The sequence below is a fragment of the Pantoea sp. SM3640 genome (genome assembly GCF_015654165.1).
Classification (GTDB): Bacteria; Pseudomonadota; Gammaproteobacteria; order Enterobacterales; family Enterobacteriaceae; genus Pantoea; species Pantoea vagans.
This window is the reverse complement of the sequence record NZ_CP064872.1, coordinates 490,116-516,704: the sequence shown is the minus strand read 5'-3', so window position 1 is coordinate 516,704 and position 26,589 is coordinate 490,116. Positions and strand designations below refer to the sequence as shown.

Below are 26,589 nucleotides of genomic sequence, written 5' to 3'. Positions count from 1 at the left end.
TTAAATTTTTTTATTCATGCTGCTAAGAGATTCATCCGAAATGTGTTTTTTGTGGATACCGCTATATTTGGTTGAATTGACTGGAATTTATTAAAAAGCCTCGATTAATCGACAATTTTTATTACGTTCATAGATATTCTGCATTGTTGTTCCGCAGGATGAGAGGTCTATAATTTCTCCTTTGTGCAACCACGACCGCTCAGGAGGCCGTTATTAATACCCATCGCCAGCAACAAAATGCACTTGAAGAGGTTCGTGCCGGGGCGGAAGTTGAGTATCAATACGATCCCCATGAACTGAAACTGGATCGCATGCAGGATTCTGAACCGGAACCGGAGCTGATTGAAGGCTTACCGGCTCCGGATGCGCTCACGCCTGCCGATCGTTATCTGGAACTGTTTGAACATGTCCAGATGTCGCGGATTTTTGAGGACAGCAAAACCTTCCCCGACTGTTCGCCTAAGTACGATCCGCTGGATGTGCTGATGCGCTATCGTCGACAGAAACGCAGCAGTGATTTCGACCTGTCGCGTTTTGTCGCCGATCACTTTTATCTGCCTGGCGTAAACGAAAGTTTTTATGTCTCCAACCCGGATAAATCGCTCAATGAGCATATCGATGACCTGTGGCCGGTTCTGACCAAAATGCCGCAGCAGCATATGCCACACTCATCGTTGCTGCCGTTACCGAAACCCTATGTGGTACCGGGCGGACGCTTTGGCGAAACCTACTACTGGGACTCCTACTTCACCATGCTGGGCCTGGCGGAATCGGGCCGTGATGACCTGCTGCGTCACATGGCAGACAACTTTGCCTGGCTGATCGATAACTACGGCCATGTGCCAAATGGCAACCGTACTTATTATCTCAGCCGTTCTCAGCCGCCGGTTTTTGCCCTGATGGTGGAGCTGTTCGAAGAGGATGGCGTGCGCGGTGCTAAGCGCTATCAGGAACAGCTGATGAAGGAGTATCAGTTCTGGATGGATGGTGCCGGCTCACTGATGCCAAACCAGGCTTATCGTCACGTCGTGCGGATGCCAAATGGCTCGCTGCTGAACCGTTACTGGGATGACCGCGATACGCCACGTGATGAGTCGTGGATGGAAGATGTTGAAACCGCGCGCGAATCTAAACGTCCGGCCAGCGAAGTCTATCGTGACCTGCGTGCTGGTGCTGAGTCGGGCTGGGATTACTCCTCGCGCTGGCTGCGTAACCCGAAACGTCTGTCGAGTATCCGTACGACACAGTTTATCCCTATCGATCTGAACGCGTTCCTGTACAAGCTGGAGTTGATGATTGCCACCCTGTCGCACGCCAAAGGCGAAGAGCTGACGGCGCTGGCCTGGCAGAAAAAGGCGGAAACGCGGAAACGCGCTATTACCCGTTACCTGTGGGACAGCACCGCTGGTGTGTTCCGTGACTACGACTGGCGTCGTGAGCGTTTTGGTGCCTTTACCGTTGCCTCGGTCGTTCCGCTGTTTGTGGGTCTGGCGACGCCGCATCAGGCGCACCTGCAGTCAATCTCCCTGCGTCATCTGTTGCTGAGCAACGGTGGCCTGCTGACCTCAATGGTGGAAAGCGGTGAGCAGTGGGACCGTCCTAACGGCTGGGCACCGATGCAGTGGATGGCCGTTGTGGGTCTGAATAACTATGGTGAAGAGACGCTGGCAAGTGAAGTCGCGGTGAACTGGCTTAATACGGTTAATAACTTCTATCAGTTGCACCACAAGCTGGTCGAGAAGTATGACATCAGCGGCGACCGCGCCCGTCCCGGCGGCGGCGGCGAGTATCCATTACAGGATGGCTTCGGCTGGACGAACGGCGTTACACGTAAGCTGATGACGATGTATGGGCATTTAATGGCTGACTGAGTGTCGCAGCCTGTAAATCACTAAAACGCAAAAGCCGGGTCATTCCCGGCTTTTTTCATACAGGCATTCAGGCGTTACTTCTTCGCTTCTGCGCCCGGCTGCGACGCACGTTGCAGGAATTTCTGAGTCACTTCAGGCAGGTGTTGCAGCAGCCACTCCGCCATGGCCACTTCCTGATCGCGAATCTCGTTGAGGATGCGAACGCCCTGCGTATCGCCCACCTGCTCCGCCGCGGCAATCAGGCTGGTGTAGCTGGCGATCTCAGCATTCTCAAAAACGTAGCCACTGATGGCACCCTTCACCACTTCATCAGAGTTAAACATACCGCCCACCGCCTGGCCGGTCGCCGCCATTTTACCCATCGCATCTTTCACCACAGAGTGATCGATAGCGTGGCTGTCGAGCAGCTGTTCCAGCAGGGTCAGCTGATGCTTGGTTTCTTCCAGATGTTGCGCCAGACGCTGTTCCAGCGCTGGATAGTGTTCAAGACGGCCTGACATCTTGCTCAGCATGCTTTCTGCCTGCTTTTCCATCGCATGCGCATCGCGCAGCCAGTCATGATAATGTTCAATCGCAGTCATGTGTCACTCCTTAAGAGACGGTAATCGCCTCGGCTACCGAGGTGAGTTTCTCATCCGTTTGTTTCTCTTCATTCAGGGTCGCTGCCAGCAGCTCTGCCGCTTTGGTATACCCCAGCTTCAGCGCCAGTGCATGCAGCGTGCCGTAAGTGGCAATCTCATAGTGCTCAACTTTCTGTGCCGCACCGATCAGCCCCTGATCGCGGACTTCGCCCTTTTCGACCGAGTCGATAATTTCCTGGGCTTCTTCAACCAGACCTTCAAGCGCATGGCATTTCATTCTTTTGATTTTGACTTCAGGTGTCACGTCTACCAGTTCATCCAGTCGTTCAATCTGAGCACGGGTCTCTTCAAGATGCTGATTAAACGCAGCGATAAGATTTTCGTCACTGGCAGCACGCGCCATTTTAGGCAATGCACGGGTTATCTGTTTCTCAGCGCTGTATACATCGGAAAGGTCGTGGATGAACAGATCGTTTAACGTTTTCACTGTCATAAGATAGCCTCATTGATTAAAAAGCTGCGTCGGTAATAACGCAACGCCGGTCATATCGTTGGCACCTGAAAAGTTTAGTGGAGATTCTTAATATCGCACGCTGTGGCAGTATGAATTTAATACAAAAGTGGCATGCAAAATGCATTTTCCTTTTTACAGCAGTCATTTAGCCTAAAAGGTTTTTATGGCTGCGGCTTCGCTCGCTGCGGTGGAATTTGTACAAAGCAATAAATCTCTGTATAAATTTTTTAGGATTAAGTGCATAAAAAAAGCACCAGTCAAAACTTAGTTGTACATAACTTTATTAAACCGTATAGCTTTAATCGATCGGAAATAAAAAAACCGGCAGGGAAAACCCAACCGGTTTAATTAACGGCATCTCTCTGTGTCAATGATAAATCAGCGACATAATTCAGGAGGTAATTATCTTGCAGGAAAATGAAAAGAGAATCTGTGCAGCCCGGCAAACGCGTTAAGCTGCCATCCGGCAGCCTTAAAAGCGTTTAGCTTCTGCGGCTTACCTTACCTCCCTTGCGCCCGGCTTCGATGGCACGTTCGGGATCGTTCTTAAAGTTCCCGCCACTTTTCTGACCGCCTTTGCGCCCTGCTTCCGCAGCACGCTCTTTGTCAGCCGCAAAATTCCCGGCCCCACCACGATATTGAGTCATTCTGTGTTCCTCTTTGAAATTAAAATCAGAATTTGCACAGTTAATGCTTAATCAGGCCGATTCAGCAATCTAAATGTAGACAGAAAACCGTACCGATCAAGCGAGATAAATAAAAAACCCGCTACCGATCTGACTTATTGGCAGCTCAACCCTCATCCGGACTGGTAACGCATTTCAACTATCGCTCTGTTCTATTCAAAAAAGAGCTACGGCTCCAAATACATTTCTTACAAAAATCGCCGCGCCCTATTAATCGATCATTTTCGAAAAATGTCCAATTGAAAAAACAGTAACCGAAGCGGCAATGAGATAACTTCATCAATATCAGTTAGTGAAGATGATCAACAAACGATCAATTTCCCTAAGCGAAGCGGTAAATATATTTACACACCACTGTTTTGGAAGCTGAATTAAGCGAGACGCAAGGCTTTGACCGTGCCAGCTGAAAATAGCTGATTTTGATCAATAAACGATCAATTATACTGATTTAATGAAAATTTTAATCAGAATGATACGCAATAATTGGTACAGATATTCAGGATTAAACGAAGCGGTGATATTCAGGTAAATCGGGGATGAAAATCGGGTTTTCGGAATAGTACTAAAAAATGTTTTCTGTGGAGAAATTCATAGGTTTTATGAGCCTGCAGGCGGCGAGTAGAAGGAGAAATTAAAAAATGACGGATGGAATCGTGCAGTGCCTGTCGGGAAATCGTGCGTCAGTGGCCTGCAGGGAGGAAGCCTGGCAGCGTCAGAGGGGGTCAGACACGGCGGAATAAAAGGCAACACCGCGTTTACCGTTCTTCTTTATGCGGTACATGGCTTCATCAGCACGTGCCAGGGCGGTATCAAAGTCATCTTTTACCTCAACCTGTGACACGCCTACTGACGCGCCTATGTGCGCGTGCCCGTTAGCCAAATCAAAAGGGGTAAGTACCGCATCAAGGCAGGCATGCGCCAGCTGTCTGACCTGCGGCTGCCTGAGTGCAAACGGCAATAGCAGGACGAACTCATCGCCGCCGAGCCGGCCAATGATTACTTCTGCCGGGGAGAGCTCAGTCAATCGCTGGCTTAACTGAATTAACACTTCATCACCGCTGCGATGCCCCAGGGTATCGTTGACGTGTTTAAAGTTATCCAGATCAATAAAGACAACGCAGAGCGGCCCCTGCGCTTTCATTTCACAGAAATCATTTTGCAGGGCATGGCGATTATTGAGCAGCGTAAGGGGATCGTGCAGCGCCAGCAGGGCTAGCTGCTCTTCATATTGCTTCTCTTTGGTCATGTCGATGTGAGTGCCGATGACTTTAACCGGCTCGCCGTGCGCGTTCCACTCGCTGACCCGGCCCCGATCCAGCACCCACGTAATACTGCCATTTTTGGCGATCATGCGATGCAGCGCTTCATAGTAAGGCGCTTTTCCGGCGATGTGATCGTTAAACGCGCGCAAAACTTCGGCGGCATCATCAGGATGCAGACTCTCTTTCCACGATTCGAAGTTGGCGTCGGTTTCTTTAGGCTGGAAGCCGAGCATCGCGCCCCAGCGCCGGTTGAAGATCACCAGTTTGCCGCTGGGAATATCGAGCTGCCACAGGAATAATCCGGTGCCATCCAGCGCCGCGTTGAGTTTTGTACGGGCGTCATGCGCTATACGCTTCAGACGCGCATTATGCTTTTTCAGGTTCTGTATCTGCAGACGCAGCGCTTCTTCTGACATGACCGTGAGAGAACTGTAAAAAGGGCTATTGTGCCTGTCAGGTTGATTCTGTAAAGAGTGGCTACTAAAACACGATTAGCCGCGGTCAATTGCAGGCTGGACAGCACATCAGGCGGTGCGGGTCTGGCAACACAGCACAGAGGCGAAGCAGCAAATTGGTTTCACCGTGAAATCTGTTTGCATTACTACAGCGTTGTGCGGCGAAATGCGCCGGACTGAAGTGAAATTCGGAAATGTCGGGGGAGTCTGGCGAACCTTCGATAACGGGTTCGTGCCATAACGCAAAAACCCGCCAGAGGCGGGTTCTTTAAAGATGGTGCCCGAACCCGGACTAAAATGCCGGGAGCATTTTTGCATCGCGCGTCAGCGCGACCCGAAGGGCGAGCCACAGGATGTGGCGAGTGTATCGAACCTTCGATAACGGGTTCGTGCCAGAACGCAAAAACCCGCCAGAGGCGGGTTCTTTAAAGATGGTGCCCGAACCCGGACTAAAATGCCGGGAGCATTTTTGCATCGCGCGTCAGCGCGACCCGAAGGGCGAGCCACAGGATGTGGCGAGTGTATCGAACCTTCGATAACGGGTTCGTGCCAGAACGCAAAAACCCGCCAGAGGCGGGTTCTTTAAAGATGGTGCCCGAACCCGGAATCGAACCAGGGACACGGGGATTTTCAATCCCCTGCTCTACCGACTGAGCTATTCGGGCAACGGGGCGCATTAAACCAAAGCGGCCCGGCAGCGTCAAACGCTTTTCACCAAAATCACATCGACTGACGGCTTTTCCATCAACTCAAATATCGGGTTTGACCCGGCGCAAAAATCTCGCGTCTGGCCGGATAAATTTTAGTCAGCGGAGCGGTAAAGGCTCCATTGTGCCGCGATTTTGCCGATATAGGAGGCGAGACCAACACTAATAATAAGGATCGCCATGTTTTCCACCATTACATCAGGTATCACTTCACGCCACGGCTGGCAGAAGCGGGCTCACTCAGCGGCCACGCTGAGCTCGCTCAACGGCTCCATCGCCATGGTTGAGTTCTCCCCCGATGGCACCATTCTCAGCGCCAATGCGCTGTTTCTGGCGCGCATGGGCTACACGCTGGCGGAGATTGAAGGCCAGCACCACAGCCTTTTTTGCACGCCGGAACAGCTTCAGTCGCGGGACTATCAGGATTTCTGGCTGCGGCTGAACCGGGGCGAAAGCTTCAGCGATAAATTTCTGCGCATGGCGAAAAACAGCCGCCCGATCTGGCTGGAAGCCAACTATGTGCCGGTGCAGAACCGCCATGGCCGGGTGATTAAAATCGTCAAACTGGCCACCGACATTACGGGCCATATCAACGATGCCCAGGAGCAGCGCGCCATTACCACCGCCATTGAACGGTCGATGGCGGTCATCGCCTTTAACCTCAAAGGTGAAGTGCTGAAAGCCAACGACAATTTTCTGAAAACCATGGGCTACCGTCGTGAAGAGGTCGAAGGGATTCACCACAGTCGTTTCTGTTCGCAGGCTGTACGCGACAGCCGCGAATATAGCGAGTTCTGGCAGCAACTGAACCGGGGTGAATTTGTCTCGGGTCAGTTTCCCCGGGTGAATAAACGGGGTGAGACGGTCTGGCTGCGTGCCACCTATAACCCGGTTTTTGATGAACAGGGCCGGCTCTACAAAATCGTCAAATTCGCCACGGATGTGACCGCACAGGTGGAAAAGAATCAGCAGGAGCATGATGCGGCGCAGCGGGCTTATCACACCGCACTGCAAACGGATGAAAGCACAAAGCTGGGTGCCGATGTGATCGCCAGCAGCGTGGAAACCATGAATGCGCTGGCGGGTGAACTGCAGGGGATCTCCGGTGATATTACCGGCCTGAGTGAGTCTTCTGATCGTATCGGCGCGATTGTGGAAGGTATTCGCCGGATCGCCGATCAGACCAACCTGCTGGCGCTGAATGCCGCCATTGAAGCAGCGCGGGCGGGCACCCATGGCCGCAGCTTTGCTGTGGTGGCTAATGAAGTCCGCACGCTGGCAGCCAACATTAACCGCGCCACTACCGACATTGAAAACCGGATTCAGCAAAATCATCTACTGGCAAGCCGTGCGCTGAAAGGTATTGAGTCGAACCTGAAACGTGCCGATCAGGGTGTACAGCTGGCTCAGGAGGCGGGCGGCGTGATTGCAGAAATCCGTGAAGGCGCAACGGACGTGGTGCGTGCCATCGGACAGGTCACTAAAACGCTTAAAGTCTGATGCTCTGCGGGGGCCTTCGCCCCCCTTTTTTACGGTGTGGCCTGAGCGGGTGCTTCTGGCACCGGCGGGATAAAGATATGGTCCAGAATATCCCGCATCACGGGCGCAGCCGTTACCCCTTCCCCGCCACCATTCTCCAGAATTAACGCCACCGCCACTTTCGGGTCATTAAACGGTGCAAAGGCGGTGTAGAAGATATGGTCACGCAGCCGCACTGGGATCATCTTCGCGTTATAAGTCTGGTTCTGACGCAGGCTGAATACCTGTGACGTCCCGCTCTTCGCCGCGATGCCATAAGGAGCCGTATGGAAATATTTATAACCGGTGCCGTTGGGCGCGTTAGCCATGCCAAACATCGCGTGACGCACCAGCGACCAGTACGGTGAGTGAGGATCGCCAATTTGTGCCTCATGCTGTTGTGGATGGTAGTTTTCCACCAGCGTGCCGCGCTGGGTTTTCTCCAGCAGGTGCGGTGCGATGACCCGACCGTTATTGATCAGTGCGACCATCGCCTTCACCATCTGAATCGGCGTCGCAATCCAGTAGCCCTGACCAATGCCTACCGAAACCGTATCGCCCTGATACCAGGCCTTTTTATGCACCTTCTGCTTCCACTCACGGCTTGGTAATAAGCCGTTGTACTCTTCATTCAGGTCGATACCGGTCGATTTACCATAGCCAAACTGGCTGAGCATGGTGTGAATCCGGTCAATGCCCATCATGAAAGCCACCTGATAGAAGAAGGTGTCGGCAGACTCTTCTATCGCGCGAGTGACATCCAGCATGCCGTGCCCGGTTTTCTTCCAGTCGCGATAGCGCCGGTCCGTGCCCGGCAGCGTCCAGGTCGGCGCACCAAAGAACTGCGACTGTGGCGTAATCACATGGGTCAGCAGCGCCGACATCGCCATATAAGGCTTCACCGTGGAAGCGGGTGGATAGAGTCCCTGCGTGACGCGGTTGATCAGCGGCAGGTCTTTATCCTGCAGCAGCTTTTTGTAGGCCTGATAGCTGATGCCTTTCACAAACGGATTCGGGTCGTAGCTGGGACTGGAGACCATCGCCAGCACGGAGCCGTCGCGCGGATCTTCAATCAGCAGCGCCGCACGCTGTCCGGCCAGCAGGCTCTCCACATACTGTTGCAGATGCAGATCCAGCGTCAGCGTCAGGTTTTTACCCGCGACCGGCGGCACCTCTTTCAGCACCCGCACAATGCGGCCATGGTTATCCACTTCCACTTCCTGATAGCCCGGCTTGCCATGCAACAGCGCTTCGTAATAGCCCTCAATCCCCTGCTTGCCGATGTTGTGGTCAGCCGCATAGTTTTCGGCGATACCTTCCGCATTCAGCCGTTTGTAGTCGTTATCGTTGATTTTCGAGACATAACCGATCACATGGGCCAGATCGGCCCCATAGGGATATTCACGATCCTGGTAGGTCTCAATGCTGGCACCGGTAAAGCGGAACTGATTGACCGCAAAGCGGGCAACCTGCTCTTCGGTCAGCTCCTCCTTCAGCACGACCGGCTTGTAACGACTGGTCTGCTTCAGCGCACGGCGGAAAGTGTCAATCTCATCGGGTGTCAGATTTACGATCGGCGTCAGCGCCCGCAGCGTGGCGTTCATATCGTCAATTTTATAAGGCGTCAGCGTGATGGCGTACCAGCTGACGTTACGCACCAGCGGAATACCATTGCGGTCATAAATCAGCCCGCGCGTCGGGGCGATGGGGATCATCTTGATGTCATTCTGGTTGGAGCGCGTCTGGTAGTAGGCATGGTCGCGCACCTGTAAGCGGAAAAGGTTTACGCTAAGAATAGTGAAACAGAGACAGACCAGAGCAAAGGCGATTGCGGCGCGACGGGCAAACAGCTTCTCTTCAGCATCGAAGTTACGAAAGTTCATCAGGGGGCATTATCAGGCGACTAATTATTATCTGTTATTGCACACTATGATAAAGCGCGATCGCCGGCGTGCCAGCGCGAAGATGCACAAGCCTCGGCAAAAGTGTGTCATTTGATGTGAATGTTACCGGGAAAGCGAGGCGGGAAACTCAGATCCTCCGGTTAAGGAGGATCTGAACAGGCGATCGGGCAGCAGGCGGGAATCGTCACCCGCCGCGCGGATTAATCACCCAGCAGGACAGACTCCAGCGCAATCTTGATCATGTCGTTGAAAGTTGTCTGACGCTCAGCAGCAGTCGTCTGCTCGTGCGTACGGATATGGTCTGATACGGTACAGATGGTCAGCGCTTTCGCACCGAACTCTGCAGCCACACCGTAGATACCCGCAGCTTCCATCTCAACGCCGAGGATGCCATATTTTTCCATTACGTCGAACATCTGCGGATCCGGCGTGTAGAAGAGATCGGCAGAGAAGATGTTACCTACGCGCGCTTCAACACCCAGGTTTTTCGCCGCATCAACCGCGTTACGCACCATGTCGAAGTCAGCAATCGCCGCGAAGTCGTGATCTTTGAAACGCATACGGTTCACTTTGGAATCAGTGCAGGCACCCATACCAATCACGATATCACGCAGTTTTACATCAGGGCGTACAGCACCGCAGGAGCCGACACGGATGATCTTCTTAACGCCGAAGTCCGTGATCAGCTCTTTGGTGTAGATGGAGCAGGAAGGGATACCCATTCCGTGACCCATCACCGAGACTTTACGGCCTTTGTATGTGCCGGTGTAGCCCAGCATGCCGCGCACGTTGTTCACTTCAACCGCATTTTCCAGGAAGGTTTCTGCGATGTGTTTTGCGCGCAGCGGATCGCCAGGCATCAGTACGACGTCTGCGAAATCACCCATTTCAGCATTAATATGAGGGGTTGCCATTGTTTAATCCTTATTAAATTGCTGATTTACAGCATGTTCTTGCCATAGTCCATCTCGGACAGGCCAAAATAGTGTGCAATTGTCTGACCAATATCAGCGAAAGTCTCGCGGTATCCCAGTGAACCCGGCTCCACTTTCGGTCCGTAGATCAGAATCGGAATGTGCTCACGCGTATGCTCGGTGCCTTCCCAGGTCGGATCACAGCCGTGGTCAGCAGTCAGGATCAGGATGTCATCTTCGCCAACCAGCGCCATCAGCTCAGGCAGACGACGGTCAAACAGCTCCAGCCCGCCCGCATAACCGGCGACATCACGGCGATGTCCCCAGGTTGAATCGAAATCAACGAAGTTAGTGAACACAATCGCCTGATCCGGCGCGGTTTTCATCTCCTGAATCGTCGCGTCAAATAGCGCATCCAGACCGGTCGCTTTGACCTTTTTGGTAATGCCCTGCTCCGCATAGATATCGGCGATTTTACCCACGGAGATCACGTGACCGCCCTTCTCATCCACCAGCTTTTTCAGCATGGTGGCGGATGGTGGCTCAACAGCCAGATCGTGACGGTTGCCGGTACGCTCGAACTGACCCGCTTTATCACCCACAAACGGACGGGCGATCACGCGGCCAATGTTGTAGCCCCCTTCGGTCAGCTCTTCACGGGCGATTTCGCACAGCGCATAGAGCCGCTCAAGACCAAAGGTCTCTTCGTGACAGGCGATCTGGAATACGGAGTCCGCAGAGGTATAGAAAATCGGCTTGCCGGTTTTCATATGCTCTTCGCCCAGCTGGTCGAGGATCACCGTACCTGAAGAGTGGCAGTTACCGAGATAGCCCGGCAGGTCGGCGCGCGCAACCAGCTTGTCCAGCAGTTCCTGCGGGAAGCTGTTCTCTTTGTCGCTGAAGTAGCCCCAGTCAAACAGCACCGGCACACCGGCGATCTCCCAGTGGCCTGACGGCGTATCTTTACCTGACGAAAGCTCACTGGCGTAAGCATACGCGCCGGTGATTTTTGCCTCAGGATCCAGACCCGCCGGGAAGCGGCCGGTCGACAGCTCGGCGGCTTTACCCAGCCCCAGCGCGGTGAGATTAGGCAGATGCAATGGGCCTTTACGTCCCTTGTCTGCTTCACCGTTAAAACAGGCTTCGGCGATATGACCCAGGGTATCTGAACCTGCGTCGCCGAATTTATCGGCATCTTTACTGGAGCCAATTCCAAAGGAATCGAGAACCATAATAAAAGCACGTTTCATGCAAGTCTCCTGCGCATTAGCGCGTGACAAGTCAAAAAAAAGCGATCAGATCAGTATACCCGAATGCATCGCGGCTGGCACCGGTTACTGGTCAGTTAGCTGAGATCGCTCACACGGCGATAGACGACCGGCGTCTCAGCCGGGGCGGAATCCCCGAGCACCAGCGCAGCTTTAACCGCTGCGGCGGCCTGCTGCCATTTGTCTTCGCTGCTGGCGTGAATGACCGCCAGCGGACGATGCGCATCGGCACGTTCGCCCAGGGTGATCATTTCGCTGAAGCCGACGCTGTAATCGATGCTGTCGCTGGCGCGCTGACGTCCGCCGCCCATCGCCACCACCGCCAGACCCAGCGCACGGGTATCCATGCTGCTGACGATGCCTGGCTGGTCGGCATAGACCGGTTTGCTTAGCAATGGCGCGGGCAGATAAGCGTCGTAACGTTCGACGAAATCAGCCGGTCCCTGCTGGGCAGCGACCATGCGGCCAAACACCTCAGCCGCCTTACCGTTATCCAGCACTGTCATCAGCTTCTGACGCGCGTCGGCGTCGCTGGCGGCGAGTTTGCCGGAGGTGAGCATTTCGCTGCAGAGCGCCAGCGTCACTTCCAGCAGGCGCGGATTCCGCTGTTCACCGGTCAGGAAGCGCACCGCTTCGCGCACTTCCAGCGCGTTACCGGCTGAAGAAGCGAGAACCTGATTCATGTCCGTCAGCAGCGCGGTGGTCTGGCAGCCTGCGCCGTTGGCAACGCCAACAATCGACTGCGCCAGACTTTCTGAGGCTTCATAGGTTGGCATAAATGCGCCGGAACCCACTTTGACATCCATCACCAGCGCATCCAGCCCTTCTGCCAGCTTCTTGGCCAGAATCGAGGCGGTGATCAGCGGAATGGAATCGACGGTGGCGGTGATGTCACGCGTCGCGTAGAAGCGCTTATCCGCCGGGGCCAGCGAGCTGGTCTGGCCGATAATCGCCACACCGACCTGCTTAATGATGTCGCGGAAACGGTCATCACTGGGGAAAATATCGAAGCCCGGAATCGCTTCCAGTTTATCCAGCGTGCCGCCGGTATGACCCAGACCACGACCGGAAATCATCGGCACATATCCACCGCAGGCAGCGACCATCGGCCCTAACATCAGCGACGTCACATCGCCGACGCCGCCGGTCGAGTGCTTATCCACCACCGGCCCGTTAAGATTGAGTGATTTCCAGTTAAGTACCGTACCGGAATCACGCATCGCCATCGTCAGCGCGACCCGCTCTGGCAGCGTCATGTCGTGGAAATAAATGGTCATCGCCAGCGCGGCAATCTGACCTTCCGAGACGGTGTTATCACGCACGCCATTAATGAAGAAGCGAATCTCCTCTTCAGTCAGCGCCTGGCCGTCACGTTTTTTGCGAATAATTTCTTGTGGCAGAAACAAAGTAGCCCCCTGGTTCAGGGAAATCAGGATGGAGAACAGGCGGTCAGCGACCGCCTGAAAGATCAGTAACCCGCTTTGCTGGTGTCGCTGTCATGACCCAGGGTGTTGAGCAGGCTCGCCAGCAGGCTTGATGCACCAAAGCGGAAATGGCGTGCATCGGCCCAGTCGGCACCCAGCGTCTCTTCTGCCATCTGCAGATAGATCGCGGCATCTTCAGCAGTGCGCACGCCGCCCGCCGGTTTAAAGCCAACTTCCTTACTAACGCCTTTGTCACGGATCACATTCATCATGATCTGCGCCACTTCCGGCGTGGCGTTAACCGGCACTTTACCGGTGGAGGTTTTAATGAAGTCGGCACCCGCGTCGATAGCAATCTCAGAAGCCTGACGGATCAGCGCTTCTTCTTTAAGCTCACCGGTTTCGATGATGACTTTCAGCAGCACGTTCGCTTCAGCACAGGCGGTTTTACAGGCTTTCACCAGATCGAAACCAACCTGACTGTTACCGGCGATCAGCGCGCGGTACGGGAAGACCACATCCACTTCATCTGCACCGTAGGCGATGGCGGCGCGGGTCTCTGCCAGTGCAATATCGATGTCGTCATTGCCGTGCGGGAAGTTAGTTACCGTGGCGATGCGGATTTCCGGCGTACCCTGCTCGCGCAGCGTTTTACGCGCAATCGGAATAAAGCGCGGATAGATACAGATGGCGGCGGTGTTACCTGCCGGGGATTTAGCCTGATGACAGAGGGCGATCACTTTTGCGTCGGTGTCGTCGTCATTCAGGGTGGTTAAATCCATCAGTTTCAGGGCGCGCAGGGCAAGAGGTTTAATATCGGTCATGAGGCTCTCCAAAAGATCGGGGTGCAACCCACCGGCTTGCCGGCGGAATGTTATAATAATAACACTCAGAAGCGGCCTGATATGTGCCAGTAGTCACATAGGGATAAGAAATTGATGCAATTGCGTCACAATCACTGTGACTTAAATCGCAGATAACAGCGTTTAATGGCCATTATACGCCAGCCGTCTCAATGTTACTATTATCACATTTAAGCGCTGATGAGGCAGATCCGGTCAGTTACGCAGCGCCGGGAAAGCGGGATCGAGCCGGAACAGCTGCTGACTGTTGTGCCACAGCGCATCGGCAATCTCTTCGGGTGACTCCTCTCGCAGGCTGCAGAGTACTTCCCACACCTGACGCGCACGTTCCGGGCGGTTTGGCTGGCCCTGAAAGCCCTGCAGTGGCATATCGGGTGCATCGGTTTCCAGCAGCAGCGAAGAGAGCGGCAGCTGTGCTACGGTCTGACGGGTTTTGCTGGCGCGCTCATAGGTAATGGTCCCGCCAATGCCAATCGCATAACCCAGCTTAATAAAGGCCTGCGCCTGCTGCAGGCTGCCCGCAAAACCGTGCACCACGCCACGGCGCGGCAGATCGAGACGCCGCAGAATCTGCGCCAGCTTGTCATGGGTGCGCCGCGAATGCAGGATCACCGGCAGCTGATACTGTTTCGCCAGCTTCAGCTGTGCTTCAAGAAAGCGTTGCTGCTTATCAAACTGCGGATTGTCGCGATAGAGATCCAGCCCGATCTCGCCGATCGCCACCAGCTTACGTGGCCGCTGTTGCAGTAAGGTTTCCAGCTGCTCAAGATGCGCCTCAAGGTGATTTTCAATGACGATAGGGTGCAGGCCCAGCGCCGCGTAAAGCGGCGGGTGTTCAGCAGCCAGTGCGCAGACGCGCTCAAACCGGCTGGCATCAATTGCCGGGATGATAATCTTCTCTACACCCGCCTCCGCGGCGCGCGTCAGGCTGGCGGCAACATCCCCTTCGAAAGGCGGAAAGTCGAAATGGCAGTGCGTATCGATAAACGTCATGCCAGCGATCCTTTGTCGTAATCCGCATCATTGTCCGCCAGCGGCGGCGTAATGATCCGTCGGGTATCCGGTGCATTGGCGACCGGCGCAGGCGGGGTGACGATGCGCGCTGAGACCATCGGTTCAGCATCGCTCAGCCACTGGCCCAGCGTGGCGAGGAAATAGCGACCACAGCGCCGCCCCAGATGATAATCCTGATTCAGCGCGGCAACCCGGCTGCCCAGGGCACTGCTGGCCAGCACGTGCGGTGGAAAAATTTCGATAATGCGCAAATCGTCGGGAGGATTCTCAATAAACTGCTGAATTTCCCGATAGCTCTGCTCATGCTTATTCAGCACGTTGATCATCGGCTGCAGCGCGCCAGTACTGAGCCAGCGCTCCATCCGTTTAAACCATTTTGGGGTGTAGAACATCTGCGATGGCACTGTGCGGATCACCACAATGGTATCCGCACCGCGACGTGCGGCCTCGCGCACCGGAATCGCATCGCTGATGCCACCATCGAGATAGCTTATCCCTTCCAGATTGACGCCCAGCCGGTAGAAACCGGGAATCGCACTGGAAGCTTTGATCAGATCCAGCCAGTTGTCGGCGGTGGGCGTAAAGTAGCCGGGCGAATAGTCGTCGCTGCGGCAGGCGCACATATAAAACTCGCGACCGCTGGAGAACAGCTGTTCCGCACTGCTCATCGCCAGCGGAAATTCACTGCGGGTGATATCGATCAGCCAGTCGAGGTCGATCAGATTGCCTCCGCGCACAAAACGCAGCGGATCAAAAAAGAGTTTACTGGTGGTATAGCGGGTAATCACGCGACGGGCGTAGCCGGGCTGACCACAGACAAAGGCAGAGAGATTTTGTGCACCGGCAGAGGTGCCAAGCATCAGCTGAAAAGGATTGAATCGGGCGCGCTGAAATTCGTCCAGTACCCCTGCGGTGAAAATGCCGCGCTGACCGCCGCCTTCACAGACCAGGGCAATTTTCTGAGCTTTAAAGGGTGTCAGGGCCAGAGGTTCAATGGTGCCGAGTGTGACGGGAATGCGTATACCCACTGTGCGAACCTCAAAAAAGGGTTCCGGGTATGCTGGAGGAGGGATCCGTTAAAGACAGCAGCATTCCGGAGAACCAGTCATCTATTCCTTTAACCGGCAGGCCAGCTGAACTGGCTTGCCATCGCAGCGATGTGAAGGTGTCCCTCTCTTCACGTCAGTCGCTACAGATGACTGGTCTCCGCTCTATGCTTTGCGTTGCATTACGCTGCAGGACTCATCGGCTAAAGCTTTTTACGGCCGGTAAACAGGCTGATGAGGAACAGGATAATACCAACGACGAAGACAACTTTAGCTGCCCATGCTGCTGTGCCCGCTAAACCGCCAAAACCTAACGCTGCAGCGATCAGTGCGATCACCAGAAAAATAATGCCCCAACGAAACATAAGCCTCTCCTTACCCTATTTAAAATCGAACTGCTTATTTAATCCCCGGATGGGTATCTTTTATCCATGCGGTCACCGAAGTGACCGCATGCAAGCTTAAGATTTAACCGTCAGGTCATTCTTAACGCTTTTCACGCCTTCAATGGCTTTAGCGATGCTTTCTGCACGATCTGACTGTGCCTGAGTAGCAACATGCCCTGAAAGCTGAACAACACCGTCGGTGGTCTCAACTTTTACGTTGCGCGACGGAACAATGTCGTCTGCTAATAGCTTAGCTTTAATTTCGCTGGTCGTAGCGGCATCGCCGGCATAACCTTTCACTGAAGATGATTTGCTGTCTCTGACGTGTAGTTTGTCGCTGACGGATTTAACACCTTCGATTTTCTGCACCACCGCCACAGCCTTTTCAGCCTGATCCTGTGAGGTGACGAAACCGCTTAAGGTCACGACGCCGCTATGCGTTTTTACCGAGATATCCGTGCTTTTAATGGCGTCGTCATCCACCAGTGCCGCTTTGGCTTTGGCGGTGATGCCGCTGTCATCCATATAACCATCGACTTTTTTCATAGAACTATCGATTTTCGAACCCGCGCTGTCGGCTGTCTGTGACGCTTTCTGCGACACTGATTCGTCAGCCAGTGCACTGCCGCTGATCAGTGCTGAGCCAATCATGGCGGCCATCAGGGTTTTAGCAATCTTAGTCTTGTTCATCGATATCTTCCTTCTATCAGTTAACTCACCCAAAACTGTGGGCGAAACAGAGGCACAGGTGCCGCTGCGTTACAGGACGTAAGGACAAGAGAAGTCTCTTCCGCCGTCCGATAGAATAATCATAGACGGCATTTTTCGATTTGCCTGGCTAACTGGTTGATCACACGTCAAAACAGAAAAAAAAAGGGGTTTTTAGGAGGAGTCTGGAGTGGGGAAATCAGGGCCATTCCCTGCTGGAATGGCCCGGAAACAGGCGATTAGTGCTCGCGCGTTTTACGGAAGGTCACGTCGGGATAACGTTCCTGCGTAATATTAAGATTGACCATGGTTGGCGCAATATAAGTCAAATTATTGCCGCCATCGAGTGCCAGGTTAACTTCGTTTTTACGCTGGAAGTCCTCAAACTTTTTCGCGTCGCTGCATTCAACCCAGCGCGCCGTAGAGACGTTAATCGCTTCGTAGATCGCTTCGACGTTATATTCGCTTTTCAGACGTGCCACGACCACATCGAACTGCAGTACCCCGACCGCGCCAACGATCAGATCGTTGTTATGCACCGGGCGGAATACCTGCACGGCACCCTCTTCCGACAGCTGAACCAGCCCTTTCAGCAGCTGTTTCTGCTTCAGCGGATCGCGCAGGCGAATACGACGGAACAGCTCTGGCGCAAAGTTCGGAATCCCGGTGAACTTCATGTTCTCACCCTGAGTAAAGGTGTCGCCAATCTGTATGGTGCCGTGGTTATGCAGACCGATGATATCGCCAGGATACGCTTCTTCAACGTGTGAACGGTCGCCCGCCATAAAGGTCAGGGCGTCGGAGATCACCACATCTTTGCCGGTGCGTACCTGACGCAGCTTCATCCCTTTTTCATATTTACCGGAGACCACACGCATAAAGGCCACGCGGTCACGGTGTTTCGGATCCATGTTGGCCTGAATCTTAAACACGAAGCCGGTGAACTTCTCTTCTTTCGCTTCAACCGTACGGGTATCGGTCTCACGGGGCATCGGACGCGGCGCCCAGGAAACCAGGCCATCCAGCATGTGGTCAACGCCGAAGTTACCCAGCGCGGTGCCGAAGAAGACCGGCGACAGTTCGCCACTCAGGAAGGCCTCCTGCTCGAACTCGTGCGAGGCGCCCTGCACCAGCTCCAGCTCTTCACGCAGCTGTGCCGCCAGATCTTCACCGACCGCGGTGTCGAGATCCGGGTTGTTAAGCCCCTTCACGATGCGCACATCCTGAATGGTGTGGCCTTTACCGGTCTGGTAGAGATAGGTCTCATCTTTGTAGAGATGGTAAACCCCTTTGAACAGCTTGCCACAGCCGATAGGCCAGGTGATCGGTGCGCAGGCGATTTTCAGCTCGCTTTCCACCTCATCCAGCAGCTCCATCGGATCGCGGATGTCACGGTCAAGTTTGTTCATAAAGGTCAGGATGGGCGTATCGCGCAGACGGGTCACTTCCATCAGCTTGCGGGTACGATCCTCGACGCCTTTGGCGGCATCGATCACCATCAGACAGCAGTCAACAGCAGTCAGCGTACGGTAGGTATCTTCCGAGAAGTCTTCGTGACCTGGGGTATCCAGCAGGTTCACCAGGCTATCGCGGTAAGGGAACTGCATCACCGAGGTGGTAATGGAGATACCACGCTGTTTCTCCATCTCCATCCAGTCCGACTTGGCGTGCTGGTTAGAGCCACGGCCTTTTACCGTACCGGCGGTCTGGATAGCCTGTCCGAACAACAACACTTTTTCGGTAATGGTGGTTTTACCGGCATCCGGGTGAGAAATGATCGCGAAGGTGCGGCGGCGTGCCACCTCTTCTAAAAAGGGATTAGACATGGAATTCTTCTCAATAGGCAGCGCAACGTACTGGCGCTGCTGATAAATCACGGTGGCCGGCAGAACCTTACCGGCGGGTAAACGGTGCCAAAACGATGTTTTATCGTTGGCGGGTCAGCGCGAAGTTACATTGGCGTGAAGTCCGGTTACCTGGTCAGCTTTAAGGCGGCATAGCATACAATATTTTGCGCGCGCGGCCTACAGGGAAGGGGGCGGGATTTCGCAGAGGGAGAATCGGAGAATAGCGGATGCGGCAACAGAATCTGGCGGGTCTGCACCCGCCCCACTCTGTTATCCCAATACCTTTCTGACGCAGGCTTTGAAGATCTGCACACCAATCTCCAGCGAGCTGAGATCGAAACGCATGTCGGGATGATGCAGTCCTGGCGTCAGGTTAGTGCCCAGCCCCCAGAAGCCCGCCTTCACACCCGGACGCTTCACCGGATAGTAGAAAAAGTCCTCGCTGCCCGGCGTGGTTCGGGTCGGCAGTGCGCCCTCTTCACCCAGCACTTCAACGATGGCCGCGCGGATTACCGCCGTCGCCTCATCATCAATCTCGGCGGCGGGCATCTCTTTCAGCACGCGGACCTCGGCGGTGGCACCCAGTGCCGCCACGCTGTGAGTAATGGCACGCGTGACCTGCTCTTTCAGCTGCGTCATCGGCCCGTTCTCCTGCGAACGCAGATCCCACACCACGCGGGCTTCATCCGGCACCGAGTTGGTGACACCGGCATCACACAGGAAGCGGGTCGCCTTGACGCTCCAGGTCAGGCCGGGTGAAAGATGGAGGGCGTTGACGGCCTGAACCGCCTGCACGGCGGCATCCAGCGCGTTCACGCCAAGATGCGGTCGCGCCGCATGAGCGGGCTGGCCTGTGATCGTCGCTTCCAGCGTGCTGCAGGCGGAGTAGAGCACCGCAGGCACCGCCTGACCAACCACGCACTCCTCAAGCGGACGCAGATGGAAGCCCAGAATCATCTCCACATCATCCAGTGCGCCACCTTCGATCATCGAGAGCGCACCGGCACCCAGCTCCTCGGCGGGCTGGAACAGAATCTTCAGCCGGCCACGTTTCACCGTGCCCTCCTGCAGTAGCGCCGATGCTGCCGTCAGCACTACCGAAGAGTGTCCATCGTGACCACAGGTGTGACGCGCACACGGCACGCCATCAATGATGTGGCCCAGCGCATCCATATCCGCACGCAGCGCCAGCACCGGCCCCGGCACATCGCTGTCGATCTCCGCCACAATGCCGGTGGTGTTATTGATGTTGCGCGTCACCTTCAGGCCCGCTTTCTCGAGCTGATCGGCGATGTAGGCCGAGGTTTTCACCTCCTGAAAACCCAGCTCCGGAATTTCATGCAGATAGTGGTAATGCTCTAATACCTTAGACACAGCGTTACTCCTGAATAAACAGACGCATAACAGACATTGCGATCAGCGCGTTGATGATGCTCACCAGCATCAGCAGCGGCCAGTATTTTTTGGGCACATCGGCCACGCCCAGCAGCCGCCCCATATATTGCAGCTGCGATCCCATCAGGAAAATCGCCGGCGCCAGAATGGTGATATCTGCACCGGTCAGCAGCCCTTTGGTCAGCAGGCTTACCGCGACGCCGGTGCCCGCCGACGAGGAGAGCCAGGCGGTGAGCAACACAGTAATCGCCTCGCCCGGCAGGCCAAACAGCCCCATCACCGGCGCAAACACATGTCCGAGGAACTGCATAATGCCGAGTAGATTCAGCACTTCTGCCAGCACATAGGCCATCACCACATTCGGCATCAGGTTGTGAATGGCGATATGAAAGCCTTTACGCGCACCGGTCACAAACACATCGAACGGATTACTGCTTGTCGCAATTTTATTTTCCATCGGCGAAATCCTTCTTATAAACACTGTTTAACACAGCGCGCGTTATCGCCGCACCGACAAATTTCAGCACGAACATTAATAACAGCGGAATAATGATCGGCAGCGTCATTGAGGCGAATAGCGCCGAACCGATGGCGAAGTAATTATTGATTAATCCGGCACCGGAATATTGCCAGGCACTCATCACCACCAGCTCTTTTTTGCCAATCTGTTTCTGGTCAGCCATCTCTTTGGTTAATGCCGCGCCCGCGTCGGTGCTTTGCAGGTCAGTGATTAACGCCAGACCGCAGCGACCCGGTAATCCCATCAGCGGTTTAAGCAGCGGCGTCAGTAAGCGATGTGCCGCGCGAATCGCGCCATAGTGGGTAAAGATTTCCAGCACGCCCAGCGCCAGCATTACCGTCGGCGTCAGCGACAGGGCAAACAGAAAACCCGCTTTGGCACTGAGTCCGCCTGCGCCGAGAAAGGTGTTGCTGGCGGGATCTTTCATGGTGCCGAAGCTGCCGCCCAGCGTGGTGAAGTCAAACGCCCCCAGCCATTTAAGGCCCTCGACGTTATAAAACAGCCCTGAGAAAAACAGAATGGCAAAAATTAAAGCGATATAACTGCCTTTGGTCGCCGTCATTTTTACCGGATTAACCACACTCTCATCTGACATTATTTTCTCCTGATAACATGGCCTGCCGCCCGTTCCCTGCCGTGGCAAGTTTCAATATATGGAACTCAGTTCTAAGCAGGATTTATGCCAGAGCCGCCAGGAGAACGATTGTTAACGCCTTATTTGCCGACACAGGACGTTTAATCCACGCCATACCTCTTATCGCGCTCTGAAAATGATTTTTCAGAACACAACGTTATATTTCCGGGACGGCATCAGAGGGTGGGTCTTTCGTCTGCCGCAGCGACCATTGCACCAGCAGAATAGCTATCGCCCGCACTATCATGGTGCTGATTCTCCTGACATTGTTGCCTGATGTTGCGCGATACAGAATGAGAATTGGTCGCATTCAATTTCCGAAATAATTCTATTTAAATCAATCAGATAAATTGACTTATTTTGCGGAAAAGGCTTCACTTTACTAACATGTATGATGCATAATTCACCGCATCCACCTGTTTATTTAACATCTTCTTAAAAGGACTCGGCCATGCTGACTGCTGAAATGACTGGGCGTTTAAACGACCAGCTGAACCTGGAATTTTTCTCTGCCAATCTTTATCTGCAAATGAGCGCCTGGTGCAGCGACAAAGGCTTTGAGGGTGCCGCTTCCTTCCTGAAGATGCATTCACGCGAAGAAATGCAGCACATGCAGCGTCTGTTTGACTACCTGAGCGATACCGGCGGCATGCCGGTGCTGGGCACCATCGCAGCGCCACCGGTTTCTTTCACCTCGCTGAATGAAATACTGCAGCAGGCGCTGGAGCATGAGCAGCTGATCACCAGCAAAATCAATGAGCTGGCACACGCCGCTATGACGTCACAGGATTACTCTACCTTCAACTTCCTGCAGTGGTATGTTGCCGAGCAGCACGAAGAAGAGAAGCTGTTCAAAACCGTGCTGGATAAACTGGCGCTGGTCAGCAACAGCGGCAACGGTCTGTTCCTGGTCGATAAAGACCTGGGCCGCATGAGCACCGAGAACCACGCAGAATAATATCTTTTGCGACCACTGAGGTATAAAACCTGGTCGCTTTGAAATCGTGCCTCCACAGGGAACAGGGTCAGATCGGAAAGACGCAAAAGCCGCCATCCCTGGCACGCCCGGCCCGCGCGATTACGCACCTCATCCCTGAGGTGCGCCCGCAAACGGGCCAACGCTTTGCGTTGTTCAAAAACGCTCCCGGCGCTTTTGTCTATGGCGCGGGACGCTTTCCTCCTCTGCCCCTGTTCCCTGCTCAATGAATTTAAGCATTGCTGCCCAAAACCTGATTGATTAGGCTTTGCGACCACGCCACCGCTATCCCAGCCGGTAACTCGCCGCTTTCTCGCCATTTACCCACAGCTCACGACATTCACCCGCAGGCAGTAACAGCGCGATCTCCCGCCAGGCAGGTTGATAATCGCCGCGTTTTTCTACCGTCAGGTCGATTCGGCTGGCGCTGCTGCACAACGTCCAGCTCAGCCACAGCGCGTTGCCCTGCTGCCAGCCGTGACTCTCACCGTCATCGTCAAACATTTCGCCCTGAGTTGTTACGCCTTCCGGTGCCGGCCACAGCTGCCACTGCCGCACAGTATCGCGCCGCGCATCGGTGGTGGTTTCGCACTCACCCAGCGGGATCACCGCACCCGCCCGCACCAGCAGCGGCAGCCGATCCAGCGGCGCATCAAGGGTGATGGTCTCGCCGCCCGCAAACGCTTTGCCGCTGTGCCAGTCATACCAGCCGCCCTGGTTACGTGGCAGATAGACTTTCCGACTGCGCGCGCCCTGCTCCACGACGCTGGCGACCAGCAGATCGCGGCCCAGCATAAAGTCATCACACTCCTCATACGTCAGCGGATCCTGCTCATGGTCGAGGAAGGTCGGACGCAGCATTGGCTCATCTTCCACGCTCGCCTGCCATGCCAGGTTGTAGAGATAAGGCATCAGACGATAACGCAGGCGGATCGCTTCGCGGATCATCGGTGTCACGTCCGGGTACATCCACGGCTCGTTCACCGTGTGATCGTCATTCCACGAGTGGATGGTAAAGCGCGGATGCATCACGCCATTCTGAACCCAGCGCACAAACAATTCAGCGTCCGGCTTGTCGCCAGAGAAGCCGCCGACATCGTGTCCGACGTTAAACAGCCCGGAGAGACTCATTCCCAGCCCCATGCGGATGTTATAGCGCAGGGTCTGCCAGCTGGTACGGTTATCGCCGCTCCAGGTCTGCACATAGCGCTGCATCCCGGCACAGCCGGAACGGGAGATCAGATAGGGGCGTTTGTCTGGCGCAAACTGCTGCTGCGCTTCCATCGAGGCGCGCATCATCAGCAGCGGCATCACCGGCCGGATATGCTTGATGGCGATCGGCTGACCAAAACCGTGACAGCGCGCCTCACCATCCCACACTTCATATTCGTTGTTATCGTTCCAGGTGGAATCGATGCCTTTCTCCAGCAGCTGCTGCGTGACATTCTCCTGCCACCAGCGCACCGCTTGCGGATGGGTGAAATCAAGGTGCGATCCCTCATCATCCCAGAACACCGAACGCTCGGGACGATCGAACTCAGAGTCACGAATAAACAGCCCCTGCGTCGCCACTTCCTGGTAGCGCGGATGATCCTGCAGCAGACAGGGCTTGATGTTGGCCGCCAGCTTCATTCCGGCAGTGTGAAATGCGTCGCTCAGCGCGTTGGGGTTCGGGACTTTGTCGTAGTTCCAGTTGAAAACATAGCGCTTGTTATTGATCGAGGTATAACCGGAAGAGAGCTGGAACGAGTCGCAGGGGATTTCATGCTCGCGACACAGGCGGATAAAGGATTGCAGCTGCTGCTGTGCGTCGGGCGCGTCAGTGTAGTGCATGGTCGAACCGCTGTAGCCCAGGCTCCACTTCGGCTGAAACAGCGTACGCCCGGTCAGACGGACAAAAGCTTTGGTGACGTCGAGCAGCGTCGGGCCGAGCATCATATAGTAATCGAGATCGCCCGCCTCGGCACGGTAACGGCGATAAGGCAGATGGTAGTTATCCAGCTCGTTACCCAGATCGAGCCAGCTGCTGCTGAGGTTGTCATAAAACAGGCCGAAGCTGACGCCATCGCGCTGCGTCAGGGTAAACGGAATATGTTTATAGAGCGGATCGGTGCTGGCGGCGTTATAGCCCATCGCGTCGAGATTACGCATCTCGAAACGCCGGTTAACGCGGTTCAGGTCGCCGCTCTTCTCGCCCAGACCATACACCCGATCCTGCGGCTGACGACGCTGATAGTGCTCGACGCCATCGCCGTGGGCATTGAGCAGATAGGCACCGGTGTGACGATCGGCGGTCAGCGGCTGCCAGCTCTCACCATCAAACTGCTCCCAGCTCAGGCAGAGCGGCTGATGCACGGTGACCCGCAGCTGTCGGGTGCTGATGCGCAGTTGCTGCGCATCATGCTCCACCTGAAACGCGGGCAGCGTAAAGCCATCCAGCGCCTCACGGTCACGTCCCTGCCAGGGCACATCGTGCTCTGGCGCAATGCTCCAGGTGCGGTTCAGCGCCAGCTCGCCGTCGCGCTTCAGCAGCACGCGCACCAGCTTCTCTTCCAGCACGTAAAGTCGCAGGAAATGTCGAGCGTCGACCTTGAGTTCAACAAAGTGATCGGCCTGCTGATGCAGCGTCCAGTTCTTCAGGGGTTTCATCGCGATATCCTTATGGGTTAGCAGGGCGCTGGCGGCGTTCGGCGATCAGCATCACCAGGAAAACGGCACCAATCAGGTCAAAGAAGCCCATCGCCACAAACAGCGGATTAAAGCCGATGGTATCGGCGGTAAGACCGATAATCAGCGAGAAGATAAAGCTGGCGATCCAGGCGCAGGAGCCGCGCATGCCGTTAACGGTGGCCATCTGGCGGCGATCAAAGCGCTCCACCACCAGCGCACTCAGCATGCAGGAGATCACCTGATGACCGAAGCCGCCGACGGAGATCAGGGCGATAGCCAGCCAGGGATCTTTCACCAGCGTCATCAGCGCCAGCGACACCATCAGCAGCGCACCGGTGACGGAACTGGCGACAATGGAATTCACGCGGGTCATACCAAACCAGCGCACATAGATTCTGGTGAGATAGCCGCTGGCGACGCTGCCGAGGTCGGCGGCCAGAAACGGCAGCCAGGCGAACATGACGATCTGCTTAAGATCCATGCCGCGCTCGTTGGCAAGATAGAGTGGCACCCAGAAGCTCAGCACCGCCCAGGCGGGTTCAGCCAGAAAGGCTGGAATGGCGATGCCGTAGAATTTCTTCTCTTTACCAATCACTTTCAGCGCGGTGAAGAACGGCAGCTTTTCCCCCATCGCCTCGTTGTCCTGGTTAATAAAGGCGCGTTCATCATCGGAAAGACGGGGATGGCTCTCCGGCGAGTGATAGCCCCACCACCAGAGTCCCACCCACAGCAGGCCCAGGCCGCCGGTCAGCAGAAATGCGCCCTGCCAGCCAAAGGTAATGTGGGCAACATAGATAATCGGTGGCGCCAGCATCGCACCAATCGAAAAGCCGACGCCCGCCCAGCCCGCCGCAACCGGACGCTCCTTTTTCGGAAACCAGTCACCGATCGCTTTGGCGTTAGCAGGCGTGGCCGCCGCTTCGGACGCGCCCATGACAAAACGCAGCAGCGCCAGATGCAGCCAGCTTCCCGCACCGGCATGCAGCAGACAGGTTACCGACCAGATTAGCGCGCAGATCAGGAAGCCCATCTTCAGTCCGATTACATCGATCAGCCAGCCGCAAATCGGCTGAAACAGGGTATAGGCGAGCTGAAATGCGGCTACGACCCACGAATACTGTTCGGTGGTCATGTTCAGACTGGTTTTCAGTTCCGGTGCCAGAATGCCAAGGGAGTTACGGGTGATGTAGTTGACGGTCACACCCAGCAAAAACATTCCCAGCATCCACCAGCGCAAATTTTTAATCACGCGCACCGTGCGTGATGCACTGATGGGTTTCGTTGTTGATTCGAGGCTCATTGTGCCACTCCTGATTGCCATTGATGACGCACACCGCCTGCTGGCGTACCGCGTGTCCTTTTATCGAACTTAGAAAAGTGCGAAACGTGGGTACAGCCACTTTTTTGCAACGCTTTTCATGGCAGG

General features: G+C 55.0%; 22 protein-coding genes and 1 tRNA gene. 3 read left to right on the top strand and 20 right to left on the bottom strand.

What is annotated here, in order from left to right; all coding sequences use genetic code 11:
* Window positions 1-212: 212 nt before the first annotated feature.
* Window positions 213-1,871 (top strand): alpha,alpha-trehalase TreF, encoded by a 1,659-nt coding sequence (treF, locus tag IV493_RS02490; protein WP_071822194.1) that lies wholly within the window; start codon window positions 213-215, stop codon window positions 1,869-1,871.
* Window positions 1,872-1,945: 74 nt separating this feature from the next.
* Here the strand turns inward: treF and IV493_RS02485 are convergent, their stop codons facing one another.
* From IV493_RS02485 to IV493_RS02465, 5 genes are all read right to left on the bottom strand, one after another.
* Window positions 1,946-2,452, bottom strand: coding sequence for a ferritin-like domain-containing protein (locus IV493_RS02485; RefSeq protein ID WP_147790041.1), 507 nt, complete (start codon window positions 2,450-2,452; stop codon window positions 1,946-1,948).
* A gap of 10 nt (window positions 2,453-2,462) precedes the next feature.
* Window positions 2,463-2,945 (bottom strand): ferritin-like domain-containing protein, encoded by a 483-nt coding sequence (locus IV493_RS02480; protein WP_033784034.1) that lies wholly within the window; start codon window positions 2,943-2,945, stop codon window positions 2,463-2,465.
* Between the two features lie 503 nt (window positions 2,946-3,448).
* Complete coding sequence (locus tag IV493_RS02475) at window positions 3,449-3,613, bottom strand: general stress protein (RefSeq protein ID WP_004571242.1); 165 nt, start codon at window positions 3,611-3,613, stop codon at window positions 3,449-3,451.
* 751 nt (window positions 3,614-4,364) lie between these two features.
* On the bottom strand, window positions 4,365-5,330 hold the full coding sequence (locus tag IV493_RS02470; RefSeq protein ID WP_013359008.1) for a sensor domain-containing diguanylate cyclase: 966 nt from the start codon (window positions 5,328-5,330) through the stop codon (window positions 4,365-4,367).
* 628 nt (window positions 5,331-5,958) lie between these two features.
* Window positions 5,959-6,034, bottom strand: a tRNA-Phe gene (locus IV493_RS02465).
* Between the two features lie 222 nt (window positions 6,035-6,256).
* On the opposite strand from IV493_RS02465, the gene IV493_RS18635 reads away from it, so the two are divergent.
* Window positions 6,257-7,576: a PAS domain-containing methyl-accepting chemotaxis protein gene (locus IV493_RS18635; protein WP_013359009.1), complete on the top strand. Its 1,320-nt coding sequence runs from the start codon at window positions 6,257-6,259 to the stop codon at window positions 7,574-7,576.
* Between the two features lie 29 nt (window positions 7,577-7,605).
* Here the strand turns inward: IV493_RS18635 and mrdA are convergent, their stop codons facing one another.
* The 13 genes from mrdA to IV493_RS02395 form a co-directional block, all read right to left on the bottom strand.
* Window positions 7,606-9,477, bottom strand: a complete 1,872-nt coding sequence (gene mrdA, locus IV493_RS02455; protein ID WP_013359010.1) for a penicillin-binding protein 2 — start codon at window positions 9,475-9,477, stop codon at window positions 7,606-7,608.
* Between the two features lie 221 nt (window positions 9,478-9,698).
* Window positions 9,699-10,412 (bottom strand): purine-nucleoside phosphorylase, encoded by a 714-nt coding sequence (gene deoD / locus IV493_RS02450; protein WP_013359011.1) that lies wholly within the window; start codon window positions 10,410-10,412, stop codon window positions 9,699-9,701.
* A 26-nt stretch (window positions 10,413-10,438) separates the two neighbouring features.
* A complete protein-coding gene (gene deoB, locus IV493_RS02445; protein ID WP_033784036.1) occupies window positions 10,439-11,662 on the bottom strand; it encodes a phosphopentomutase in 1,224 nt (407 codons plus the stop codon).
* Window positions 11,663-11,757: 95 nt separating this feature from the next.
* Window positions 11,758-13,086, bottom strand: a complete 1,329-nt coding sequence (deoA, locus tag IV493_RS02440) for a thymidine phosphorylase (RefSeq protein ID WP_013359013.1) — start codon at window positions 13,084-13,086, stop codon at window positions 11,758-11,760.
* 62 nt (window positions 13,087-13,148) lie between these two features.
* Window positions 13,149-13,928, bottom strand: a complete 780-nt coding sequence (gene deoC, locus IV493_RS02435) for a deoxyribose-phosphate aldolase (RefSeq protein WP_013359014.1) — start codon at window positions 13,926-13,928, stop codon at window positions 13,149-13,151.
* 234 nt (window positions 13,929-14,162) lie between these two features.
* The gene (locus tag IV493_RS02430; RefSeq protein ID WP_195857681.1) at window positions 14,163-14,960 is read right to left on the bottom strand and encodes a TatD family hydrolase; all 798 of its coding nucleotides are present in this window, start codon (window positions 14,958-14,960) and stop codon (window positions 14,163-14,165) included.
* Window positions 14,957-16,009 carry a patatin family protein gene (locus IV493_RS02425; protein WP_195857680.1) on the bottom strand — a complete coding sequence of 351 codons (1,053 nt, stop codon included), beginning with the start codon at window positions 16,007-16,009 and terminating at the stop codon, window positions 14,957-14,959. The genes IV493_RS02430 and IV493_RS02425 overlap by 4 nt, the downstream gene beginning before the upstream one ends.
* 221 nt (window positions 16,010-16,230) lie before the next feature.
* Entirely contained in the window at window positions 16,231-16,392 is a 162-nt protein-coding gene (locus IV493_RS02420; protein ID WP_003848537.1) for a DUF1328 domain-containing protein, read from the bottom strand.
* A 96-nt stretch (window positions 16,393-16,488) separates the two neighbouring features.
* Window positions 16,489-17,103, bottom strand: coding sequence for a molecular chaperone OsmY (gene osmY, locus IV493_RS02415; RefSeq protein WP_013359017.1), 615 nt, complete (start codon window positions 17,101-17,103; stop codon window positions 16,489-16,491).
* Window positions 17,104-17,360: 257 nt separating this feature from the next.
* Window positions 17,361-18,947, bottom strand: coding sequence for a peptide chain release factor 3 (prfC, locus tag IV493_RS02410; protein WP_033784671.1), 1,587 nt, complete (start codon window positions 18,945-18,947; stop codon window positions 17,361-17,363).
* Between the two features lie 291 nt (window positions 18,948-19,238).
* The gene (locus tag IV493_RS02405) at window positions 19,239-20,342 is read right to left on the bottom strand and encodes a M20 peptidase aminoacylase family protein (protein ID WP_195857679.1); all 1,104 of its coding nucleotides are present in this window, start codon (window positions 20,340-20,342) and stop codon (window positions 19,239-19,241) included.
* A 4-nt stretch (window positions 20,343-20,346) separates the two neighbouring features.
* Entirely contained in the window at window positions 20,347-20,820 is a 474-nt protein-coding gene (locus IV493_RS02400) for a YjiG family protein (RefSeq protein WP_003848518.1), read from the bottom strand.
* Window positions 20,810-21,478, bottom strand: a complete 669-nt coding sequence (locus IV493_RS02395) for a nucleoside recognition domain-containing protein (RefSeq protein ID WP_033733869.1) — start codon at window positions 21,476-21,478, stop codon at window positions 20,810-20,812. Before IV493_RS02395 ends, IV493_RS02400 begins: the two co-directional genes overlap by 11 nt.
* 490 nt (window positions 21,479-21,968) lie before the next feature.
* Here IV493_RS02395 and ftnA point away from each other — a divergent pair, with 490 nt between their 5' ends.
* The gene (gene ftnA / locus IV493_RS02390) at window positions 21,969-22,475 is read left to right on the top strand and encodes a non-heme ferritin (RefSeq protein WP_010248984.1); all 507 of its coding nucleotides are present in this window, start codon (window positions 21,969-21,971) and stop codon (window positions 22,473-22,475) included.
* Between the two features lie 303 nt (window positions 22,476-22,778).
* Here the strand turns inward: ftnA and IV493_RS02385 are convergent, their stop codons facing one another.
* Together IV493_RS02385 and IV493_RS02380 are read right to left on the bottom strand one after the other, a co-directional pair.
* Complete coding sequence (locus IV493_RS02385; protein WP_195857678.1) at window positions 22,779-25,142, bottom strand: TIM-barrel domain-containing protein; 2,364 nt, start codon at window positions 25,140-25,142, stop codon at window positions 22,779-22,781.
* A gap of 10 nt (window positions 25,143-25,152) precedes the next feature.
* Window positions 25,153-26,463, bottom strand: coding sequence for an MFS transporter (locus IV493_RS02380; protein ID WP_195857677.1), 1,311 nt, complete (start codon window positions 26,461-26,463; stop codon window positions 25,153-25,155).
* Window positions 26,464-26,589: the final 126 nt, after the last annotated feature.

Excerpts from the sequence above, each read along its gene's own strand:
- IV493_RS02485 (WP_147790041.1), bottom strand. The coding sequence starts at position 2,452 with ATGACTGCGATTGAACATTATCATGACTGGCTGCGCGATGCGCATGCG.
- IV493_RS02480 (WP_033784034.1), bottom strand. The coding sequence starts at position 2,945 with ATGACAGTGAAAACGTTAAACGATCTGTTCATCCACGACCTTTCCGAT.
- IV493_RS02475 (WP_004571242.1), bottom strand. The coding sequence starts at position 3,613 with ATGACTCAATATCGTGGTGGGGCCGGGAATTTTGCGGCTGACAAAGAG.
- IV493_RS02470 (WP_013359008.1), bottom strand. The coding sequence starts at position 5,330 with ATGTCAGAAGAAGCGCTGCGTCTGCAGATACAGAACCTGAAAAAGCAT.
- IV493_RS18635 (WP_013359009.1), top strand. The coding sequence starts at position 6,257 with ATGTTTTCCACCATTACATCAGGTATCACTTCACGCCACGGCTGGCAG.
- mrdA (WP_013359010.1), bottom strand. The coding sequence starts at position 9,477 with ATGAACTTTCGTAACTTCGATGCTGAAGAGAAGCTGTTTGCCCGTCGC.
- deoD (WP_013359011.1), bottom strand. The coding sequence starts at position 10,412 with ATGGCAACCCCTCATATTAATGCTGAAATGGGTGATTTCGCAGACGTC.
- deoB (WP_033784036.1), bottom strand. The coding sequence starts at position 11,662 with ATGAAACGTGCTTTTATTATGGTTCTCGATTCCTTTGGAATTGGCTCC.
- deoC (WP_013359014.1), bottom strand. The coding sequence starts at position 13,928 with ATGACCGATATTAAACCTCTTGCCCTGCGCGCCCTGAAACTGATGGAT.
- IV493_RS02430 (WP_195857681.1), bottom strand. The coding sequence starts at position 14,960 with ATGACGTTTATCGATACGCACTGCCATTTCGACTTTCCGCCTTTCGAA.
- IV493_RS02420 (WP_003848537.1), bottom strand. The coding sequence starts at position 16,392 with ATGTTTCGTTGGGGCATTATTTTTCTGGTGATCGCACTGATCGCTGCA.
- osmY (WP_013359017.1), bottom strand. The coding sequence starts at position 17,103 with ATGAACAAGACTAAGATTGCTAAAACCCTGATGGCCGCCATGATTGGC.
- prfC (WP_033784671.1), bottom strand. The coding sequence starts at position 18,947 with ATGTCTAATCCCTTTTTAGAAGAGGTGGCACGCCGCCGCACCTTCGCG.
- IV493_RS02400 (WP_003848518.1), bottom strand. The coding sequence starts at position 20,820 with ATGGAAAATAAAATTGCGACAAGCAGTAATCCGTTCGATGTGTTTGTG.
- IV493_RS02395 (WP_033733869.1), bottom strand. The coding sequence starts at position 21,478 with ATGTCAGATGAGAGTGTGGTTAATCCGGTAAAAATGACGGCGACCAAA.
- ftnA (WP_010248984.1), top strand. The coding sequence starts at position 21,969 with ATGCTGACTGCTGAAATGACTGGGCGTTTAAACGACCAGCTGAACCTG.
- IV493_RS02385 (WP_195857678.1), bottom strand. The coding sequence starts at position 25,142 with ATGAAACCCCTGAAGAACTGGACGCTGCATCAGCAGGCCGATCACTTT.
- IV493_RS02380 (WP_195857677.1), bottom strand. The coding sequence starts at position 26,463 with ATGAGCCTCGAATCAACAACGAAACCCATCAGTGCATCACGCACGGTG.